This window comes from Hymenobacter plasmatis, assembly GCF_020711255.1.
Classification (GTDB): Bacteria; Bacteroidota; Bacteroidia; order Cytophagales; family Hymenobacteraceae; genus Hymenobacter.
Genome location: NZ_JAJFAW010000014.1, coordinates 117,412 through 137,259 on the forward strand (window position 1 = coordinate 117,412; position 19,848 = coordinate 137,259).

A 19,848-nucleotide genomic window follows, 5' to 3' on the forward strand; every position below is an offset into this window, starting at 1 on the left:
TTGCTGGCGGGCCTTTTTTGTGTTTGGCTAACTGGTTGACTGGCTAATTTTCCAGCGGTATTAGCGCAGGGCGTAGTCAAGTTTCAGCATCACCGTGGCGAAACCGTCTTTATTGAGCCCTGCGCCACCCAGGCGGACGTTGATATCGTCGAGCTGGTCGGTGGATGTGATGTAGTAGTTGGCTTCCAGGCCGGCCCGCAGCCGGTCGGTCAGGAGCACGCTGAAGCCTCCGCCCACCGGCACCACGCCGGCCAGCGCGGGGTAATCGTTGCGCTCCGGCTGCAGGTAAATGGTAGTATTATCGGGCCGCTCCGTGCCAAAGTAGGAGTGTGGGTTGTAGAGCAGCAGCCCGGCGCCTACCTGCGCATACACCTGCAGCGTGGGCGCATCGGCCTGCGATGCCGCAAAAATGGATTCGTCGTGCAGGAAATCGAAGCGCAGAAACACCGTACCCAGGCCGTTGGAGCTGGTGAAGGCGAGGCCGCGCTCCACGGCTTTATCGCGGGCACCCAGCTTCACGTAGGAAAATTCGCCCCCGATTTTCAGGTGGGGAGTGAGGCGATAAAGCCCGCCTGCGCTAAAGGCGGGGCCGAAGAAATTGTTGCCGGGGCTGTTGCCCAGGTCGCCGTCGTAGAGCCCGGTGCCGGCCCCAAACGTGAGATGGACCGGGCCCCGGTAGTAGGGGCGGCCTTGGCTATTATAATGGCGCCGCTGCCCGTAATGCTGGGCTTGGGCCGTGTTACTGCTAATGATTCCTGCTGTTGTTACTACTCCTAAAAGCAAGGCCTTAATCCGCATACTATCGATATAAAAGTGAAGGAAACCGCTTATACGGAGCTTAACGGGCAAACCGCTGAAATCCGTCTGTTTAGTGGCGCTTACTTGAAGGTGCCTTGCGGGTCTGGCTGCTTGGCCAGCAGGTCAGTGATTAGTTGAAAGTCGAGGCTGGGGACGCTCAGCGACCGGCCTTTGTGGATGGCAGCCCAGGCCTCGGGGTATTTCTCCTGGTAGTACAGGCCGCGCGCCAGCTGCTGCCAGGCATCGGCGTTGGCGGGGTCCAGGGTGGTGGCGCGCTGGAGCAGGTCCATGCCGGCGGTCAGGTCCTTCTTTTTCTTGGTCTTGCTGTAGCGAATAAGGTAGCTAGCGCCCAGGTCGCTCATGAGCAGGGTGCTGCTGGGGGACAGCGCCAGGCCCTTGGCGAGGAGGCCAATGGCGGCGTCGGGGTTGGGCTGGGTGCTGGCCACAATGCCCAGGCCGCGGTAGGCTTCGGCATTTTGGGGGTTGAGCAGCCAGGCCAGGTTAAAGCGGTAAGCGGCGGTGTCGGGCTGGTTTTCGCGCAGGTACTCGTAGCCTTTGGTGGTGAAAAAAGAGCTGGCCTCGGTCGTGGAGCTAAAGCTGGCCGCAATGGCCTTGAGCTGGGCTTCACCAATGACCTGGGTGGCTTGGGCTGGCGTGAGGCCGCCAAACAGCGGCTGCAGGCGCGCCGCGCGCGGCGATGCCGTGGCAGTTGGGAGGCTGCCATCGGCGTTGGCAACGCTGGCGGCGCGGCCTTTGCGCTGGGCATGCGCAGGGGCCGCCGCGAGCAGCCCAAGCAGCAACAAAGCAACCCAGGGCTGCGAAATGGTTTTGAGCGAAGCGGAAAACAACACGGGATTGGATGAATAATGAATAAACCCAGCCGCTATAAAAAGGGCCAGGCAGGCTTTCTGACAAAGATAAACCCAATAGCGGCAAGGACATGGCCCGCCCTAGCATTGAGCTCAGGTCAAACTGCGGCGGCAGCCAGGGCGTAAGTGGGCCACCGCGCCCGCAGTTGGCCGCGGCCCTTTCCGGTTTCATTGACTTTATGCGTCGTTTCTTTTTGTTGATGCCCCTGGCCGTGCTGCTGGCCGCCGTGGTGGTAGTGCTGGCTACCGAATACGTGGTGGCCCGCCCCAGCCACCGCACCAAAGACGTGGCCTACGTGCCGGCCTCCGCACCCGATTTTGATAAGGAGCGGCACGTTCTGGATGTGTACTCGCCCAACGACGCCGCGGCCAAAACCGCCGGCTACCCGGTGGTGCTGTTCATCCACGGCGGCAGCTGGACGAGCGGCAGCAAGAACATTTACACCTTCATTGGTCGGCGGCTGGCCAAGCAGGGCGTGGTGGCCGTGGTTATCAACTACCGCCTGGCCCCAACGGTGCACGTGCCCGAGCAGGCTGCCGACTGCGCCCGCGCCCTGGCCTGGACCGTGAACAACATCGGGCACTACGGCGGCGACCCGGCCCGCGTCTTCGTGATGGGGCACTCGGCCGGTGGTGGCTTGGCTGCTTTGCTCGCTACCGATGATGCCCTGCTCGCCCGCAATGGCTTGCCCCAAAACCCCGTGCGCGGCGCCATCATGGACGACCCGGCTGGCCTGGATATGTATAGCTACCTCAAGGAAATGAAGTACGAGGGCGACCAGCAGTACCTCGTGCCCTTCGGCAAAGACCCTGCGGTGTGGAAAGAGCAGTCGGCCATCTACAAGATTAAGCAGGGCATGCCACCTTTCATGTTCTTTATTGGCGGCGAAACCTACCCGAGCATCAGCGGTAGTTCGGGTCGCTTCCGCGACCGGCTCAAGGTCATTGGGCAGCCAGCCCAATACACGGTGCTGCCCGGCAAGCACCACATTCCCATGGTTCTGCAGCTGTATTGGCAGCACAATATTATTTACCAGGAACTGCTGAAGATGGTAGGGGCATAAGGGTTAGAATATCCTGCGGCGTCAACCAGCTCGTCCTGCAGAGCGTAGCATCTTTGCCGCGATACTAACCCCAATCGTCTGTCATGCAGAGCGCAGCGAAGCATCTTATCGCCGCTGAACAAATCGTTGAGCCGTGAGAAGATGCTTCCTGCGTCAGCATGACAAGAGGCGCGAGCGAGGTGCTTCGCTGCGCGCTGCATTACGTTCTGGTTGATTCCACAAGGCATGCCAGAGGCAACCAGCCCCCGCCACCTCACCCAAACAGCCCAATTTGCCGCGTCGGCTGCTCAAAATCCAGCAGCCACTTTTTGCGGTGCATGCCGCCGGCGTAGCCGGTGAGGCTGCCATCAGCCCCGATGACGCGGTGGCAGGGCCACACGATGGCCAGCGGGTTTTGGCCATTGGCGGCGCCCACGGCCCGCACCGATTTGGGGTTGTTTAGCAGCTTGGCTACATCGAGGTAAGAAGCCGTGCGGCCGTAGCCGATGCCCACCAGCGCCTGCCAGACCTGCCGCTGAAAATCGGTGCCAAACGTGGGCGCGTAGGTGAGGCTGAAATCGCGCAGCTCGCGGCCGAAATAGGCTTGCAGTTGGCGGTGGCCCTCCTGCAGGCACGCCGGCACGGCGCCGAACGGGGTGGCCGCCGGCCCGGCTGTTTCGTGGAAGCTTACGGCGCCCAGCCCTGCCTCGGTACCAGTGAGGGATATCAAGCCCAGGGGCGAGTCGAGGTAAGCCGTGGCAATCATAACAGCAAGGTAGGGGCCGTATGCGCAAGTGCCGCCTGCTCATCGGCACCTTGCCGGCGGCGCAGGGGTAGGGCGGCGCTCACGTGGGCCTGGGCGGCGAGCAGGGCGTCGGCGGTGGGCTGGTGCAGCACGCGGGCGGGGCCGGGCTGGCTCAAGTCGGCATCCCACAGGCCGGATTGGTGCCACTGCTCGAGGTGGTCCCAGTCGGGCCGGTCGATGATGGGGTAGAGGCAGGTGCCCCACAGCGGCAGGCCCTCCTGGCGCACGGCGGCGCACTCCCGAGCTATCATCTGCAGCCACTGCGGCCGGTCGACGCCAGGGTGGCTGGTTTCTGTGAGGGCGAAGGGGCGCTTGTAGCGCTTGTAGGCATCGCGCAGCAAGTCGCGCAGGGGCCGCCAGCGCGGGTCATGCACGGCATCGTTCCAGCCCAATTTGTTAGGCGTTCCGTTCTGCCACTGGTTGTCGTAGTAGTAGTTAAAGCCCACAATGTCGAGCAGGTAGGGCTGGCCGCCCAGCTCGGGGCACATACGGCCGCTTAGGATGTCGGTGGCCTGAAACTGGTTATTGTTGGCCTCGCGGGCCTTGCGGCGCTCGTGCGAAGACGCAAACCGCGGCGGCACGATGTTCACCAGCGGCTCGGTGGTAAGAATGCGGATGCTGGGGTCGGCCTCGCGCAGGGCGTACACACCCTCGATGTAGGCGCGCATCAGGCCGTACTTCACCTCCCAGCCCTGGTGGTTGCAGTAGGGCGAGGTACCGCGGGCGTCGCCCCCCAGCCAGGAAATAAAGCTCACCTCGTTGATGGGCGTGACGATGAGCACATCATCGGGCCGCTGCGAGCGGTAGAAATCCACAAAAGCGCGGCAGAGGGCGGCAAAGCGCCGGGCAAACAGCGGGTGGAGCGGCGTGAGGTCGTCGGGATAGCCGAAGTGGCACAGGTCCCAGACCTGCTGGATGCCGTGGCGCTGGCCAGCCTCCAGCATCAGCTTCACCGTGCTAAAATCGTAGTGGTAGGGTGTTTTCTCGATGTGGGCCCAGCGGATGCCCTCGCGCACGGTGCGTACCTGGAACGGGGCCAGCGCCGCATAATCTTCGTCGATGAGCTGCAAATGGCCGGTGAGGGGCAGGAAATCGACGCGGTGGCCGAAGCAGTTGAGCTGGTCGGTGCACTCGTAGCCGCCCCACCAGAAGGAGCGAAACGGGCTGGTTTCGGGAAAAGTAATTGCCATAGAAAAGGAGCTGCGTGGAACATGCGCGTGCCGGCGGCAACCCGAAAGTTGCGGCCGGCACGCGCCCTCCTTTACCCCAAATTGGCCTCTGGGGTTAACGCGGAGCTTCACTATTGAGGCTTTCCGGGCGATTAGCCAGGTTTTTGGCCTCGATAAAAATGCGCTGCACCTCCGGGTGCTCGGCCCGAATGGCGTCCTGCAGCATCTCAACGGCGCTGGCTACCTGGCCGGAGCTCAGGTCGTCGGCAAATTCCACGTCGAGGGCCAGCACCACGTCGTTGGGGCCCAGGTACATGGTGAGGGGAGAGCGAATCTCGCACACCTGAGGCTGGGCGCGGGCAATGCGCTCCAGGTTGGCCAGGGTCTCGGCATCGACGCCCGTGCCCACCAGCAGGGCCTTGGTGCGGGCCACCAAAAACACGGCCACGAGCATCAGCAGCAGCCCAATGGCAACGGACGCGGCCCCGTCGAAGTACGGGTTGTTGAGCAAATGGCCCAGGAACACCCCAACCAAAGCCAGCAGCAGGCCCACCAGGGCCGCCAGATTTTCCATCACGGAGGCGAAAACCGCCGGGTCTTTGCTCGTGCGCAGCATCTTCACGAAGCCCACGTTCGCATCGGACTGCGCCAGCAGCGCCTTCACCGACAAATACATGGCCACGCCTTCGAAGAGCAGCGAAACGCCCAGCACGATGTAGTTCCACTTGGCGTCTTCGAGCGGCACCGGGTCTTGGATGTGCTTGATGCCCTCGTAGAACGACATGCCGCCGCCGATGGCAAAGATGAGCACCGCCACAATCAAGCCCCAGAAATACAGCTCCTTGCTGTGCCCAAACGGGTGCTCGGCATCGGGCGGGCGCTGGCTGCGGTTTACGCCGTAGAGCAGCAGGCCGCTGTTGCCGGTATCTACCAGCGAGTGAATGCCCTCCGAAAGCATGGCCGATGAGCCCGTGAAATAGGCCGCCACAAACTTGCTGACGGCAATGGCGACGTTGGCAGCGATGCCGCCGTAGAGGGAGATTTTAGAAGCGTTAGCGGAAGCCATAAAGCAGGTTCGTAGATAATTGGGCGGGGTTAATCCAGGGTTGCGCTGCCCACACGCTCCTTCTCGCCAATGGCTTTGGCTTCGATAAAAATGCGTTTGAACTCCGGGTGCTCGGCCCGGATGGCGTTTTGCAGGGCATGCACGGCGTGCTCCACTTCATCGGCCGTCAGGCGGTTTTCAAATTCGATGTCCAGGGCCAGGATAACATCGGCTGGCCCAAGGTACATGGTGAGCGGCACCCGCATGTGCTGCACCGCGGGCTGGGCGTGCACAATGCGCTCGAGGTCCAGCAGGGTTTCGTCGTCGGCCCCGATGCCCACCAGCAGGGCCTTGGTTTTGTAAATGAGGAACATGGCCACGCCCACCAGCAGCGTGCCAATACCTATGGAAGCTACGCCATCGAAGTAGGGATTGCCCAGCAGGTGACCCAGGTACACACCGGCCAGGGCGATGACCAGCCCAACCAAAGCAGCCAAGTCTTCGAGGAGAATGGCAAACACCGCCGGGTCTTTGCTGCGGCGCAGGGTTTGCCAGAAGCCTTCGTCGCCGCGGTCGGCATTGAAGGCTTTGAAAGCCAGAAAGCAGGAAATGCCCTCGAACACCAGCGAGATGCCCAGCACCCAGTAGTTCCAGGTAGGGTCGGATAGGGGCGCCGGGTGCTTGAGGTGCTCGATACCTTCGTAGAACGACATGCCGCCGCCCACCGAGAATACCAGAACGGCCACAATAAGCGCCCAGAAATACAGCTCTTTGCTGCGCCCGAACGGATGGCGCCGGTCGGGCGCCTTGCCGCTCTGGTGCACCCCAAGCAGGATGAGAAACCCGTTGCCACTGTCCACCAGCGAGTGAATGCCCTCGGAGAGCATAGCCGACGAGCCCGTGAAGTACGCCGCCACAAACTTGCTGACGGCAATGGCAATATTGGCCCCGATGGCTCCGTAAATGGCAAATTTGGAGGAGGACGCGGCTGAGCTCATGCCTAGCCTTACGCAGCAAGCGCGGCCGGTGTTGGCCGAAACCAGGCGGCCGGGGCGCGGTTGAGCTAACCACAGCCGCCATTGCGCCTTGGCAATGACAAGCCCGGCACTACTTTCGCCCCATGTCCCAACCTACTCTACAGCGCCGCTTAGGCCTCGTCCAGGCTACTGCGCTCAATATGATTGACATGGTCGGTATCGGCCCGTTTGTCACGCTGCCGCTCGTCATGGGGTTTATGGGGCCCAATTTCCTGCTGGCCTGGCTGGTGGGGGCGGGGTTGGCGCTCATCGATGGACTTATCTGGAGCGAGCTGGGCGCTGCCCACCCCGAAGCCGGCGGCTCCTACCGCTTCCTCAAGCTGGCCTACGGCGAGCAGAAGTGGGGCCGGCTGATGTCGTTTCTCTACGTGTGGCAAACGCTGGTGCAGGCCCCGCTGGTGCTGGCTTCGGGCGCCATCGGCTTTGCCCAATACTTCGGCTACCTCGTGCCGCTCACCGAGTGGTGGCAGCCCAAGCTGGTATCGGGCGCGGTGGTACTGCTGCTTATCGTGCTGCTCTATCGGCGCATTGAGGACATTGGCAAGCTGGGGGTGATGCTCTGGGTGGGCGTGCTGGGGCTGATGGGCTGGCTGATTTTTGGCGGCCTCACCCACCCCAACCACCCAGTGGCCTGGCTGCCGGAAGGCGGGTTCAGCGCCCTGCCAGGCGTGCTGCTGTCGGCGGCCATGGGCCAGGCGGCCATCAAAACCATTTACTCCTACCTGGGCTACTACAACGTGTGCCACCTGGGCGGCGAAATCGTGAACCCACAGCGCGTGATTCCGCGCAGCATCTTCCTCAGCATTCTGGGCATCATGGCCCTGTACCTGCTGCTCAACTGGAGCGTGGGCACGGTCATTCCCTGGCAGGAAGCCAGCAAGTCGGAGTTCATTGTGAGCACCTTCGTGGCCAAGATTTACGGCGCGGGTGCGGCCCAAGCAGCCACGGCGCTTGTGCTGCTGGTAGCGTTTGCGTCGCTATTTGCGGTGCTGTTGGGCTACTCACGCATTCCCTATGCCGCCGCCGCCGATGGCGAGTTTCTGCCCATCTTCGCCAAGCTGCACCCCACCAAGCAGTTTCCCTACGTGTCGCTGCTGATTCTCGGCGGCGTGGGTTTTGTGTTTAGCCTGCTGTTCCGGCTAGGCGAGGTCATTACGGCCATTCTGGCTATGCGCATCCTGGTGCAGTTTGTGGGGCAGGCCGTGGGGCTGATGCTGCTCCGGCGCCGGCGCGGCACAGCGGCGCTGCCGTTCAAAATGCCGCTGTATCCGCTGCCCGTGCTCATTGCCATTGCGGTGTGGCTGCTGGTGTTCTGGAGCACCGGGCCGAAGTTTATGCTTTCCGGCCTCACGGTAATTGTGCTGGGCGTGGGCGTGTTTATGCTCTGGAGCCGCCGGCTGGGCCGCTGGCCATTTGAACGGTAACGAGCAAATAAAAATGTCTGTCATGCTGAGCCGAGCGAAGCATCCTCTCACGCTAGAACGCATTGTTCGGCGGTGAGAAGATGCTTCGCGCTGCTCAGCATGACAGCCGTTTTAGAGTCTGGCAGTAGGTGACTGGCAGTTTAGCCCAACCGCTTCTCGTAGCAGAAGAACCGCAGCCCCGGCCGGAACCCAAGCGTGATTTCACCCGCAAACCTGTAGCCCAACTTCGGGAATAGCCGTTGCGTGGCCGCATTTTCCGAGTTGGTATCCACGCGCAACGTGCGCAGGCCCTGCGCCACGGCCTGCTTTTCGGCTTGCTCCATCAGGGCCAGTGCTACGCCCCGGCCCTGGGCCGCGGGGTCTACCGCCAGGCGGTGCGTGACCAAAGCGGGTTCGGCCGCGTCCCAGTCGGCCTGGGCGTATTCCTCGTCTTGGTCCATGGTGAGGGCGGCTACCCCGGCCACCGCGCCGTCAAGCTCCGCCACCCAGAGGTGGTTTCGCCTGACGTCCTCGGTGAAAACGGCCTCGTTGGGGTAGTCGGCCGACCATTGAAAGTTGCCGTTGGCGTTCATCAGCGGCACCACCCGCCGGATGAGGGCGAGAATAGCCGGCACATCGGCCAGCGCAGCGCGGCGGGTTACGAGCATGGGAAAGAGGAGCTTAACCGCGGCGCAGCACGGCGGCGGCTTCCTTGGCGAAGTAGGTCAGAATGGCATCGGCACCGGCGCGCTTGATGCTGGTGAGGACTTCCATCATGGTTTTCTCGCCGTCGAGCCAGCCGTTTTGAGCGGCGGCCTTCACCATGGCGTACTCGCCGCTCACGTTGTAGGCTGTCACGGGCAGGTGGGTATTTTCCTTCACGGCATGAATCACGTCGAGGTAGCTCAGGGCGGGCTTTATCATTACCATGTCGGCACCTTCGGCTTCGTCGAGGGCCAGTTCGCGTAGGGCCTCGCGCTTGTTGGCGGGGTTCATCTGGTAGCTTTTCTTGTCGCCTTTCTTGGGAGCCGAATCCAGCGCGTCGCGGAAGGGGCCGTAGAAGGCCGACGCGTACTTGGCCGTGTAGCTCATGATACTCACGTGCTGGAAGGCATTCTCGTCGAGCACCCGCCGAATCCAGGCCACGCGGCCGTCCATCATGTCGCTGGGCCCGATGATGTCGGCACCGGCACGGGCCTGGGCCAGGGCCATCTGGCCGAGTACTTCCAGGGTGGCGTCGTTGAGGATTTCGCCGGATTCGGCGTCCACCACACCATCGTGGCCGTCGCTGCTGTAAGGGTCCATCGCCACATCGGTCATAATGACGATGCCGGGGAACTGCCGCTTGAGGTCGGCCACCGCTTTCAGGTACAGGCCTTCGGGATTGGCCGACTCCTTGGCCAGCCGGTCTTTCAGGCTGTCGTTGATGCTCGGAAATGGCGCAAAGGTTCGGATGCCCAGCTCCACGCATTGGCCCACTTCCTCCACGATTCTATCGGCCGTGAAGCGGTAAATGCCCGGCATGGACTTCACTTCCAGCTTCTGGTTCTGGCCTTCGATGAGAAAGAGGGGAAATATAAAATCGTGGGTGGTGAGGCGGGTTTCCTGCACCATATCCCGGATAACTTCGGATTTACGGTTGCGGCGAGGGCGGTGGGTAGGGAGCATTCTTTGTTGGAAACGAAGTGAATAGAAGCCAATATTCGGGCTAAACAAATAAAGCCCGACAAAGGTCGCGGTTGGCTCAGATATTGGCTAGCTTTTCGGCGGCCTGCCAGCCCGTGCCCGCCCCCATCGCCACGCCCATGCCGTTGCAGCGCACGGCGGCCAGCACGCCCGGCCGCACCCAGTCCAGAATAGGAGCCAGCGCGGGCCCGAAGCCCATTACCCCGCTCCACCGGTAGTCAATTCGGGGCCGCTGGCCCGGCACAATGACGTCGTGCAGCAGGTTTTCCAGGTAGCCTTGCACCTGCTCGGTGAGGCCCGGCGCGGTGGTTTCCTCGGTAGCAAAATTCAGGTTGCGGCCCCCGCCCAGCAGTACCCGGTGGTCGGGCAGCTGGCGGAAGTACGCATAGCCGTGGTCGTAATGAAAAGTGCCCGGCAAGGCCACATTGGGCAGCGGCTCGGTCACCAGCACCTGCCCGCGACCGGGCACCACGGCCATGTCCGGCAGCAGCTCCGAGACAAAGGCATTGGTGGCTACTAAGGCCTGGTCTGCGGATATGGAGGCGCCATTGCCAAGGCGCACCAACACCTGCCCGCTCGCCGATGTTTCGATGGCCTCCACCGCGCAATTCGTGAGCACGGGCACATCGGCGGCCCAGGCGCGGGCCAGCAGGGCGCGCATCATGCGGCCCGCATCGAGGCTACCTTCGCACTCGTTCTTGAGTAGCGTGTCCACCCCCCGAAAGCCAAATCGGCTGGCCTTGTCGCTGGCGTCGCGGAAGGTGCGGGCGTGCCCCACCACTGGCGCCAGCAGTTCATTAAAGTAGTCGGTTTTCGCTAGGCATTCCGCCGCCAGGGCCGCTTCTTCGAGGCGGAACAGCTCGTAGCCTCCCACGGGCAGGTAGCTCAACTCGGCGTCGCCCAGCAATTCGCGCAGGCGCGCCAGGCCGGTATACCGCGCGGCCACCACCGCCTGCAAATCGCCGCGCTTTTCCTGCTCAATAAGTTCAGAAATTGAGCCAAAACAAGCGAAGCCCGCATTCTTGGTAGAGGCCCCGCTGGGCAGGGAGCCGCGCTCCAGCACCACCACGCGCCAGTTGGGCCGGCGCTGTTTCAGGTACAAAGCGGCCGTTAGCCCCACCAGCCCCGCGCCGATAATCGCTACCTCAGCCGGGCCGAAGAAGGACTGGTGTTCCCAATACGATAGCGCGAAGTCCCGCAAAGTTTTAAATATTAAGTTTCGCCAAGGCGAGTTTCAATTCCGACAAACTTCGCGAGACGTAACGTTAAAACTTTGCGGGACTTTGCGCTCAGAAGGCCAGAATCACCTGCTCAATTATATCGCAGGCCTCGTGCAGCTGCTCGGCCGTTATCACCAGCGGTGGGGCAAAGCGGATGATGTCGCCGTGCGTGGGCTTGGCCAGTACGCCGCGCTCCATCAGGGTCACGCACACGTCCCAGGCGGTGCGGCCGTCGGCGTGTGGCCGGATTACCACGGCGTTGAGCAGGCCTTTGCCGCGCACCAGCTCCACCACTTCGGGGCGCTTGGACTGCACTTGGCGCATCCGCTCGCGGAAAATCTCGCCCAGCGCGGCGGCATTTTGGGTCAGGCCTTCATCCACCAGCACGTCGAGCGCCGCCCGCATTACCGCGCACGCCAGGGGGTTGCCCCCAAACGTGGAGCCGTGCTGCCCCGGCTGAATGGTGAGCATGATGACGTCGTTGGCCAGCACCGCTGATACCGGCAGCACGCCGCCGCTCAGGGCCTTGCCCAGAATCAGGATATCGGCGTGCACGTCTTCGTAGTCGCAGGCCAGTAAGCGCCCGGTGCGGCCCAATCCGGTTTGAATCTCATCGGCAATAAAGAGCACGTTGTGCGCCCGGCAGATGGCCGCGGCCTGAGCCAGATAGCCGGCCGAGGGCACCATCACGCCCGCTTCGCCCTGAATGGGCTCCACCAAAAAGGCACACACGTGCGGCTCTTTCACGGCTTCTTCCAGCGCCACCAAATCGTCGTAGGGCACCACCTGGTAGCCAGGCATGTAGGGCCCGAAGCCGCCGGTACTGTCGGGGTCGGTGCTGAAGGAAATAATGCCGGTGGTGCGCCCGTGGAAGTTGTGCTCGGCCACGATGATGCGGGCCTGGTTGGGGGCAATGCCCTTCTCCTGGTAGCCCCACTTGCGGGCCAGCTTGAGCGCGGTTTCCACGGCCTCGGCGCCGGAGTTCATCAGCAGAGCTTTGTTGTAGCCAAACAGCTCGCAGAGCTGCTTTTCGGCCGCGCCCAGCTGGTCGTTGAAGAAAGCCCGCGACGTGAGCGTGAGCTGCTGGGCCTGCCGCGTGAGCGCCTCAATGATGCGCGGGTGGCAGTGGCCCTGGTTCACGGCCGAGTAGGCCGACAGGAAATCGTAGTAATGCTTGCCGTCCACGTCCCACAGGTGCACGCCTTCGCCGCGGTTCAGCACCACGGGCAGCGGGTGGTAGTTGTGCGCGCCGTACTGGTCTTCGAGCTGCATCAGCTGCTCGGCGCGGCTGCTGGTGGCGGTAGGGGAGGAGGTTTGCATAAGGCGGGTGGGAGGGTTAAGTGAGCGCACGAAAATACGTTTTTTCAGCTCAGGGAGTCGAACTATTGCCTCGTGAGTCAGCGGCCGATTGAGCTGGCGCTGGGTGCTCAGTAGCCGGCCCGGATTGGTTGCGGCCCTGGAAATGACCGCCTCAAGGTAGCGCCGAGGCTGCTTCCGGCGCAGGCCGCCGTAACTTTGGTGCCCCATGCCTGCCCCCGTTCCCCAGCCGCTTCAGCCCGGCGATTTTTACTACACGCCCGAGGGCTACCTCGTCTTCACTGAGCAGTACCACCGGCGCCGGGGCAGCTGTTGCCAGAGCGGCTGCCGGCACTGCCCCTGGAAATTTCGGGCCAAAGCAGGCTCTCAGGGCGCATCCGACCAGAAATAAGCGTAGGGTGCTTGGTGAATGCCAGACTTTTGCCGATATTTGCGGCCCGTTTCCCTGCTTTAGTAATTCTTAACCCACCGATATCATGGCCCGTGTTTGTGATTTGACCGGCAAGCGTACCCGCGTTGGTAACAACGTTTCGCACGCTAACAACAAGACCAAGCGCAAGTTCTATCCGAACCTGCAGAAAAAGCGCTTCTACATCCCCGAGCAAGACGCTTGGGTTACTTTGAAAGTAGCTACGTCCACCATCCGCACCATCAACAAGAACGGCATTATGTCGGTATTGAAGAAGGCCAAGGAGCAGGGCTTCATCGTTTACTAGACTGCGGTAGCAAGTGCTTAGTAGCCAGTAAGAAGTAGAGCAGCCGGTATAGCCGCTGCGAGCCTTTCTACTGAATACTATTTACCTGATACTAGACAAAGCCAGCGCCGATACGCTTGCCCTTGCGGCAACTGTATCGGCGCTGGCTTTGTCTATTGGCAGTGCCTTGCCATTTAGTGCCAGTCTTTTCACCCTTTCGGTCTTCTATGCTGCTCCCATTCTTTGTTTGTTTGCTTTTAGCATCGCACTGGCGGCGTAGTGCCAAAATGGTTTTAAGCGGCTGGCTGGCCTTGGCGGCCTTCGCGGCGGCCGCTCAAAAACCAACGTCCATTCCTGAGCCGCTGAGCGCGGCCCCGTCACCGGCCCGGCCCACCGATTTTCTGTCGCCCGCTTTCCACAAGCAGCGGCGGGAACTGGTGCGCGCCCAACTGCCGCCGCACGGCGTGGCCGTGGTGTTTGCTGCGCCCGTCCGCAACCGGGCCAACGACGTGGACTACGTGTACCACCAAAACCCCGACTTCCACTACCTCACCGGCTACGAAGAGCCCGATGCGGTGCTGCTGCTGTTCAAGGAGCCGCGCACCGTAGGCGGGCAGCCGGGCATCACGGAGGCGCTGTTTACCCAGCCCCGCGACCCAGCCCGCGAGCAGTGGACCGGCCGCCGACTGGGAGCCGCCGGGGCCGAAGGCCAACTGGGCGTGCAATTTGCCGCCGACAACAAGGAATTTGCCAAGGCCGGTATCGCTTGGGCTGATTTCGACCAGATTCTGTTCACGGACCTGCCCACCGATGCCCGCGACGACGCCAAAGCGCCTGCCGACCTGGCCAGCCTGGTGGCCACTTTCCGCCAGCAAACCGCCCTGCCGGCCGACTATGACCCCACCCGCACGGTGGTAGCGAAGCTGCTGAAGCGCTACGGTGCCAGCAACCCCAAAGAAATGAAGGCCTACCTCACCACCTTGGTGCAGGAACGCCCGGCCATGGCCAACGAGCCGTCGGTGAAAGCCTATCTGGCGGCCACTACCGATGCTGAGCGCCAGCGTGCCATCAACCCGAATGCCACCAGCCGCTACGACGGCGTCACGCTAGGCGAGCAACTGGACGAGCTGCGGGCTGTGAAAACCGATGACGAGCTGGCCTTGCTGCGCCGCGCCATCCGCATCAGCGCCCAGGGCCAGCGCGAGGTGATGAAGCTGCTACGCCCCGACATGGGCGAAATGGACGTACAGGGCCTGCACGAGTACGTGTACCGCCGCTACGGCGCCGAGTTTCAGGGCTACCCCAGTATTGTGGGCGGTGGGGCCAATGGCTGCATTCTGCACTACGAAACCAATGACCGCCAGCGCCTCGACAACGACTTGGTGCTGATGGACTGTGGGGCCGAATACCATGGCTATTCCGCCGACGTGACCCGCACGGCCCCGCCCAGTGGTAAGTTCAGCCCAACCCAGCGGCAGATTTACGAACTGGTGCTGGCCGCGCAGGAGGCCGGCTTTGCGGCCTGCCGCCCCGGTGCCGAGTTTAATGCGCCCAACAAAGCCACCCAAGATGTAGTGGCCAATGGCCTTCTCAAGCTCGGCATCATCAAAAAGAAGGAAGAATTTCGCCGATACTATCCCCACGGTGCAAGCCACTACCTGGGCCTCGACGTGCACGACCGCGGCACCTACGGCCCGCTGCGGGCCGGCAACGTCATCACGGTGGAACCCGGTATCTACATCCCGGCGGGTTCGCCCTGCGACCCCAAATGGTGGAATATCGGTGTGCGCATCGAAGACGATGCCCTGATTACAGCCACTGGCTACGAGAACCTCTCGGCCGAGGCTCCGCGCACCGTAGCCGATATCGAGAAACTCATGGCCGAGCCCAGCGCCTTGGAAGGCTGGAAGCTGCCGGAGCTGAAGTAGCTGGTGATTGGGGCTAAAAGGTGGTCATGCAGAGCGCAGCGAACCGAAGGTCGGCGTAGCCAAGTTTCTTTACCTCAGTACTAATTCAATCGCCTGTCAATAATCGTCTGTCATGCTGACGAAGGAAGCATCTTATCACGGCTAGACGACTCGTTCGACTCTGATAAGATGCTTCGCAAGCTCAGCATGACAGACGATTGAGCCAATACCCCGGGCGAGATGCTTCGACAAGCTCAGCATGACGTTCGCTTTCATTCGCTTTAACTGATGAAATTCCGCTTCTACTTCGCCAACTGAAAGTTGACGTTACTTTTCCTTTGTCGTTTCCAAAAAGACCCGTACCTTTGCAGTCCTAAATTTAAAAACACACCCCCGTCGAGATGGCCAAGAAAGGAAACCGGGTGCAGGTTATCATGGAATGCACCGAGCATAAAAACTCGGGGATGCCGGGCACCTCGCGCTACATCACCACCAAGAACCGCAAAAACACCCCTGAGCGCATCGAGTTGAAGAAATTCAACCCCATCCTCAAGAAAATGACTGTTCACAAGGAAATTAAATAACCTGAACAATGGCTAAGAAAGTAGTAGCAACTCTGAAAAGCACAGAGAATGCCAAGAACTGGGCAAAGGTTATTCGTGCCGTGAAATCGGAGAAAACCGGTGCTTACACCTTCCGCGAGGAAATGGTGCTCCTCGACAAAGTACAAGAGTACTTGGCCACCGGCAACAAGTAAGCCACTGGCGCTGTAGTTAACGCTGAAAAAGTCCCACCTTCGTGGGACTTTTTTCGTGTTTGCCGTATGCTGTAGCGCAACCCGCTGGCCTGGGCTCGCGCTGCGGCATTGCTGTTAGCATTTATTACCACCAATCGTTCACCGATACGCAGGGCTCTGGCTTTGCGCTCCCACTTATGGGCCTCTTCGATTTTTTTAAGAAAGACAAGGAAAGCACCGTCCAGCAAGCCTCGCTTGATGCAGGCCTGGAAAAGACCAAAGCCAATTTCTTTGAGCAGCTGAGCAAGGCCGTGGTGGGCAAAAGCACCGTGGACGAAGCCGTGCTCGACGACTTGGAAGGCCTGCTCGTGCACGCCGACGTGGGCATCGAAACCACGGTCAAAGTCATTGACCGCATCGAAGCCCGCGTGGCCCGCGACAAGTACGTGAGCACCGGCGAGCTGGACCGCATCCTGCGCGAGGAAATTGCTGGCTTGCTGGAAGACAATAATTCCGGCTCCTCGGCCCTGCTGGACAGTGCCGGCACCACCGGGCAGCCTTACGTCATCATGGTAGTGGGCGTGAACGGGGTGGGCAAAACCACCACCATCGGCAAGCTGGCCCACCGCTTTCATTCCGCTGGCAAGAAGGTAGTACTGGGTGCGGCGGACACCTTCCGGGCCGCCGCCGTGGACCAACTCATCATTTGGGGGCAGCGCGTGGGCGTGCCTGTGGTAAGCCACGGCATGAACACCGACCCGGCTTCCGTGGCCTACGACGCCGTGCAGAAAGGCGTGGAGATGGGGGCCGATGTGGTCATTATTGACACGGCCGGCCGCCTGCACAACAAGGTGAACCTGATGAACGAATTGAGCAAAATCAAGCGTGTGATGCAGAAGGTGATTCCGGATGCGCCGCACGAGGTTCTGCTGGTGCTCGACGGCAGCACTGGCCAGAACGCCTTCCTGCAAGCCAAGGAATTCACCAAAGCCACCGAAGTCACGGCCCTGGCCATCACCAAGCTCGACGGCACGGCCCGCGGCGGCGTGGTTATCGGCATTTCCGACCAGTTCAGCATTCCGGTGCGCTACATCGGGGTGGGGGAGAAGATGACCGATTTGCAGCTGTTTGACCGGCACACGTTTGTCAACTCGTTATTTAAGAAATAGGCGCCCGGCTTAGCCCAACCAACCAGCGGCCTGCGCTGCCAAGCAATACTTGGCGGTGCGGGCCGTTTACCTTCGCAGCATGAAGGACATTCAAACGCTCGCCGTGGTGGGGGCCGGCACCATGGGGCTGGGCATTGCGCAGCTCGGTATTCAGCACGGCCTACCCACCGTTTTATTCGACCTCAGCCCCACTGCCCTGGAGAAAGCCCAGACGGCCATTGCCGCCGGCCTGGGCAAACTGGTGGAGAAAAACAAGCTCACCGCCGAAGACCGTAACGCCGCCCTGGCCCGCCTCACCGTGGCCACCGACATGGGACTGGCCCAGGCCGACCTCGTGATTGAGGCTGTGGTGGAACGGCTCGACGTAAAACACCAGCTGTTCCGGGAATTGGCCGTGCTCAACGGTCCGGACACCATTCTGGCTTCCAATACCTCGTCGTTGCCCATCACGCAGCTGGCCGCACCAGTGCCGCACCCGGAGCGGGTGGTGGGCATGCACTTCTTCAACCCGGCGCCGCTGATGCCGCTGGTGGAGGTAATAAGCGGCGTGGCCACCGCTCCGGCCGTGGCCGATGCTGTGGAAGCCCTGGCCCGGCGCCTGGGTAAAACGCCCGTGCGCGCCGCCGATGCCCCCGGCTTTATTGTGAACCGCGTGGCCCGTCATTACTATGTGGAGAGCCTGAAGATTGTGGAGGAGAACGTGGCCTCTTTCCAGGTAGTGGATGAATTGCTGGAAGCCAGTGGATTCAAAATGGGCCCTTTCCGGTTGATGGACCTGATTGGGGTTGATACCAACTTCTCGGTGACCAGCGCTATGTATGCCTCGTTTTACCAGGATGCCAAGTTCCGGCCCAGCCGCATCCAGCAGCAGAAAGTAGATGCCGGGCACCACGGCCGCAAAACGGGCCGGGGGTTTTACGATTACCATTAAACTGTCTGCAATGAGCAATTCCGCTGAAGCCTTGCTGCGCCGTATTTCCCGGTTCATGCCTCTGTGCTCGTTGCTGTTTGTGGCAGCCTGCGGCGACAAAGTGGATGACCAGCCGCTGATACCGTACGCGCCAGTGAACCTCAGCATCAACATCACGAACCAGGCCTACACCGCGCTACGCTACGATAACGGCGCGGTGACTTTGCCGGTGAAAGGGCCCGCTGGTGACGGTGGGGTGAAAGGCGTAATTGTGGTTCGGCAAAGCGCGGGCACCTACTTGGCTTTCGAGCGCAACTGCCCATACCGGCCCTATGATGCCTGCGCGCTGGTGAGCCTGGACCGCAACTCGCGGCTTTTTATGCGCGATTCCTGCTGCAATTCGCAATTCGATTTGCGCGGCCAAATAACGGGCGGACCCGCGCCAAGGCCTCTAAAACAATACAGTACGAGCTTGCAGGGCACCTTGCTCAACATCACAAACTAAGCCGGCGCGTAACTTTTTAGAAAAAAAACTGATTTCAGCTTGTGCTTTTTTAGAGAAGGTCGTAAGTTTGCAGTCCGAAACAACAACAACCGGGTTTCGGGCAAGAAATTGCTTCCTTAGCTCAGCCGGTTAGAGCATCTGACTGTTAATCAGAGGGTCCCTGGTTCGAGCCCAGGAGGGAGCGCTACAACACAAGAAGCCTGCCGATAACCGGTGGGCTTCTTTGTTTTTAAGCCATTCAGGGCACATTTGGGTTTGGTAGTCCGGCCGTCGCCGGTTAACTTTCGGTATGAACCGGGACAGAGACCGGGACACAAACCGGGACATAACCTAAGCCGATGATACGCCCAACCGCTTACAAGAAGACCATAAGTGTCAAGTTTTACTTGCGGCTGACGGCCAAAAATCGGGAAGGGTGCTGCCCGGTTCGGCTCACTGCTAGGTGGCACGGCGAGGAATTGCAGGTAGATAGCGGGGAAATCGTGTTGCCGGAACGGCCAGGCAAGGGCAGCGAGGTGGAATGCTTGTGGGACTTGAAGAGCCAGCGCGCTTTGAGCGGGCGGCGTCTGACGCCGAAGGAGGAAGAAGCAGGCGTGCCGACGCACCCGGACACGGCCACCAACATCAATGCCCGGCTAGCGGGGTTGGAGAAGGACGTGACCGATACCTTCAACCACCTATTTGAAAAGGCCCCTTTTCAAAAGGTAAGCAAGGCAGTGCTGCTAGCAGAGCTGTTCCCGGTGGCTCCGACCATGGCAGTGGCTCCGGTAGCCATGAACCTCACCTTCCGGCAAGTGCTGGAAGAGTGGAAGGGCGAAAATCGTAACCTGGCCAAAGACTCGTTGCGCAAGTATGACCAACTGGCTACGATGATGGAAAGCTGGCGGCCTGACCTCCGGCCTGACCAAGTGACGCAGAAGGTGGCTAAGGAATATCAGCAGCACCTGCTGGACCTGCAGAAGTCGGACGCTACCATCAAGGTGCACTTTGGGGGTATTCGCAAGTGCTTAGAGCAGCTAGGGCTGCCGGCGGATATGGCGTGGCTGCAGTACACGGCCAAGAACGCGCCGCAGCTGGATTTGGAGATTGAGGAGGTGCGTAAGCTGATTACTTGGCAGCCGACATCGCAGCACCTTGCGGAAGAGCGAGACCGGTGGCTGTTTCAGCTGTTCAGCGGGCGACGGTACGAGGACCTGGAAAAATTCGATAAGCGTGAACGAATTATGCTGAAGCTTCCTGACGGACACGAGGTGGCTGCGCTGCTCCACGCGCAGGGCAAGACGGGCAATGATGCGGCAGTGCCCCTCCCACCCATTGCCTTGAAGATTGGTGAGCGATGGGGGTGGAAGTTCCCGGCCCGCTCCTGGCAGCAACGGTGCGACTGGATTAAAGATATTGCGCAAGGGGCTGGTCTGACGCGAGAGTGGGATGACCGGTTGATTACGGGTGGCAAAGTGTGAGGTGGTCTAGGCAAGGCGGACAGAAGAAGGACGTATATTTCTTCTGTTATGACAGCCAAAAAGAGCGGGGCGTC

At 61.1% G+C, this 19,848-nt stretch carries 21 protein-coding genes and 1 tRNA gene; 12 read left to right on the plus strand and 10 right to left on the minus strand.

What is annotated here, in order from left to right; all coding sequences use genetic code 11:
• Nucleotides 1–60 precede the first annotated feature (60 nt).
• Both LJ738_RS11835 and LJ738_RS11840 read right to left on the minus strand, forming a co-directional pair.
• On the minus strand, nucleotides 61–798 hold the full coding sequence (locus LJ738_RS11835; protein WP_227786523.1) for a hypothetical protein: 738 nt from the start codon (nucleotides 796–798) through the stop codon (nucleotides 61–63).
• Between the two features lie 80 nt (nucleotides 799–878).
• The gene (locus LJ738_RS11840) at nucleotides 879–1,649 is read right to left on the minus strand and encodes a tetratricopeptide repeat protein (protein ID WP_227786524.1); all 771 of its coding nucleotides are present in this window, start codon (nucleotides 1,647–1,649) and stop codon (nucleotides 879–881) included.
• A gap of 197 nt (nucleotides 1,650–1,846) precedes the next feature.
• Here LJ738_RS11840 and LJ738_RS11845 point away from each other — a divergent pair, with 197 nt between their 5' ends.
• The gene (locus tag LJ738_RS11845; protein WP_227786525.1) at nucleotides 1,847–2,731 is read left to right on the plus strand and encodes an alpha/beta hydrolase; all 885 of its coding nucleotides are present in this window, start codon (nucleotides 1,847–1,849) and stop codon (nucleotides 2,729–2,731) included.
• A gap of 253 nt (nucleotides 2,732–2,984) precedes the next feature.
• On the opposite strand, the gene LJ738_RS11850 is transcribed toward LJ738_RS11845, so the two are convergent.
• From LJ738_RS11850 to LJ738_RS11865, 4 genes are all read right to left on the minus strand, one after another.
• Nucleotides 2,985–3,476, minus strand: a complete 492-nt coding sequence (locus LJ738_RS11850) for a methylated-DNA--[protein]-cysteine S-methyltransferase (RefSeq protein ID WP_227786526.1) — start codon at nucleotides 3,474–3,476, stop codon at nucleotides 2,985–2,987.
• Entirely contained in the window at nucleotides 3,473–4,705 is a 1,233-nt protein-coding gene (locus LJ738_RS11855) for an amine oxidase (protein ID WP_227786527.1), read from the minus strand. The genes LJ738_RS11850 and LJ738_RS11855 overlap by 4 nt, the downstream gene beginning before the upstream one ends.
• A gap of 94 nt (nucleotides 4,706–4,799) precedes the next feature.
• Nucleotides 4,800–5,750 carry a cation diffusion facilitator family transporter gene (locus LJ738_RS11860; RefSeq protein ID WP_227786528.1) on the minus strand — a complete coding sequence of 317 codons (951 nt, stop codon included), beginning with the start codon at nucleotides 5,748–5,750 and terminating at the stop codon, nucleotides 4,800–4,802.
• Nucleotides 5,751–5,779: 29 nt separating this feature from the next.
• Complete coding sequence (locus tag LJ738_RS11865) at nucleotides 5,780–6,727, minus strand: cation diffusion facilitator family transporter (protein ID WP_227786529.1); 948 nt, start codon at nucleotides 6,725–6,727, stop codon at nucleotides 5,780–5,782.
• Nucleotides 6,728–6,849: 122 nt separating this feature from the next.
• On the opposite strand from LJ738_RS11865, the gene LJ738_RS11870 reads away from it, so the two are divergent.
• Entirely contained in the window at nucleotides 6,850–8,190 is a 1,341-nt protein-coding gene (locus LJ738_RS11870) for an APC family permease (protein ID WP_227786530.1), read from the plus strand.
• 140 nt (nucleotides 8,191–8,330) lie between these two features.
• Here the strand turns inward: LJ738_RS11870 and LJ738_RS11875 are convergent, their stop codons facing one another.
• From LJ738_RS11875 to rocD, 4 genes are all read right to left on the minus strand, one after another.
• Nucleotides 8,331–8,837, minus strand: a complete 507-nt coding sequence (locus LJ738_RS11875) for a GNAT family N-acetyltransferase (protein WP_227786531.1) — start codon at nucleotides 8,835–8,837, stop codon at nucleotides 8,331–8,333.
• Nucleotides 8,838–8,850: 13 nt separating this feature from the next.
• Nucleotides 8,851–9,837 (minus strand): porphobilinogen synthase, encoded by a 987-nt coding sequence (hemB, locus tag LJ738_RS11880; protein ID WP_227786532.1) that lies wholly within the window; start codon nucleotides 9,835–9,837, stop codon nucleotides 8,851–8,853.
• A gap of 76 nt (nucleotides 9,838–9,913) precedes the next feature.
• Entirely contained in the window at nucleotides 9,914–11,056 is a 1,143-nt protein-coding gene (locus LJ738_RS11885) for an NAD(P)/FAD-dependent oxidoreductase (protein WP_227786533.1), read from the minus strand.
• Between the two features lie 88 nt (nucleotides 11,057–11,144).
• On the minus strand, nucleotides 11,145–12,395 hold the full coding sequence (rocD, locus tag LJ738_RS11890; protein ID WP_227786534.1) for an ornithine--oxo-acid transaminase: 1,251 nt from the start codon (nucleotides 12,393–12,395) through the stop codon (nucleotides 11,145–11,147).
• 205 nt (nucleotides 12,396–12,600) lie between these two features.
• Here rocD and LJ738_RS11895 point away from each other — a divergent pair, with 205 nt between their 5' ends.
• The 10 genes from LJ738_RS11895 (at nucleotide 12,601) to LJ738_RS11940 (ending at nucleotide 19,774) form a co-directional block, all read left to right on the plus strand.
• Nucleotides 12,601–12,783 carry a C1orf53 family protein gene (locus LJ738_RS11895; protein ID WP_227786535.1) on the plus strand — a complete coding sequence of 61 codons (183 nt, stop codon included), beginning with the start codon at nucleotides 12,601–12,603 and terminating at the stop codon, nucleotides 12,781–12,783.
• Between the two features lie 85 nt (nucleotides 12,784–12,868).
• On the plus strand, nucleotides 12,869–13,108 hold the full coding sequence (gene rpmB, locus LJ738_RS11900) for a 50S ribosomal protein L28 (RefSeq protein WP_044003635.1): 240 nt from the start codon (nucleotides 12,869–12,871) through the stop codon (nucleotides 13,106–13,108).
• Nucleotides 13,109–13,338: 230 nt separating this feature from the next.
• Nucleotides 13,339–15,015, plus strand: coding sequence for an aminopeptidase P N-terminal domain-containing protein (locus tag LJ738_RS11905; RefSeq protein ID WP_227786536.1), 1,677 nt, complete (start codon nucleotides 13,339–13,341; stop codon nucleotides 15,013–15,015).
• A 380-nt stretch (nucleotides 15,016–15,395) separates the two neighbouring features.
• Nucleotides 15,396–15,578 carry a 50S ribosomal protein L33 gene (rpmG, locus tag LJ738_RS11910; protein ID WP_046245291.1) on the plus strand — a complete coding sequence of 61 codons (183 nt, stop codon included), beginning with the start codon at nucleotides 15,396–15,398 and terminating at the stop codon, nucleotides 15,576–15,578.
• 8 nt (nucleotides 15,579–15,586) lie between these two features.
• The gene (locus tag LJ738_RS11915; RefSeq protein ID WP_071885836.1) at nucleotides 15,587–15,751 is read left to right on the plus strand and encodes a DUF4295 domain-containing protein; all 165 of its coding nucleotides are present in this window, start codon (nucleotides 15,587–15,589) and stop codon (nucleotides 15,749–15,751) included.
• 176 nt (nucleotides 15,752–15,927) lie between these two features.
• Nucleotides 15,928–16,899 carry a signal recognition particle-docking protein FtsY gene (gene ftsY, locus LJ738_RS11920; protein WP_227786540.1) on the plus strand — a complete coding sequence of 324 codons (972 nt, stop codon included), beginning with the start codon at nucleotides 15,928–15,930 and terminating at the stop codon, nucleotides 16,897–16,899.
• Nucleotides 16,900–16,978: 79 nt separating this feature from the next.
• Entirely contained in the window at nucleotides 16,979–17,830 is an 852-nt protein-coding gene (locus LJ738_RS11925) for a 3-hydroxyacyl-CoA dehydrogenase NAD-binding domain-containing protein (protein ID WP_227786537.1), read from the plus strand.
• Nucleotides 17,831–17,840: 10 nt separating this feature from the next.
• Nucleotides 17,841–18,314 (plus strand): Rieske (2Fe-2S) protein, encoded by a 474-nt coding sequence (locus LJ738_RS11930; RefSeq protein WP_227786538.1) that lies wholly within the window; start codon nucleotides 17,841–17,843, stop codon nucleotides 18,312–18,314.
• Nucleotides 18,315–18,424: 110 nt separating this feature from the next.
• Nucleotides 18,425–18,498: transfer RNA gene (locus tag LJ738_RS11935), tRNA-Asn, on the plus strand.
• A 154-nt stretch (nucleotides 18,499–18,652) separates the two neighbouring features.
• Complete coding sequence (locus tag LJ738_RS11940) at nucleotides 18,653–19,774, plus strand: site-specific integrase (RefSeq protein WP_227786539.1); 1,122 nt, start codon at nucleotides 18,653–18,655, stop codon at nucleotides 19,772–19,774.
• The last annotated feature ends 74 nt before the right edge of the window (nucleotides 19,775–19,848 follow it).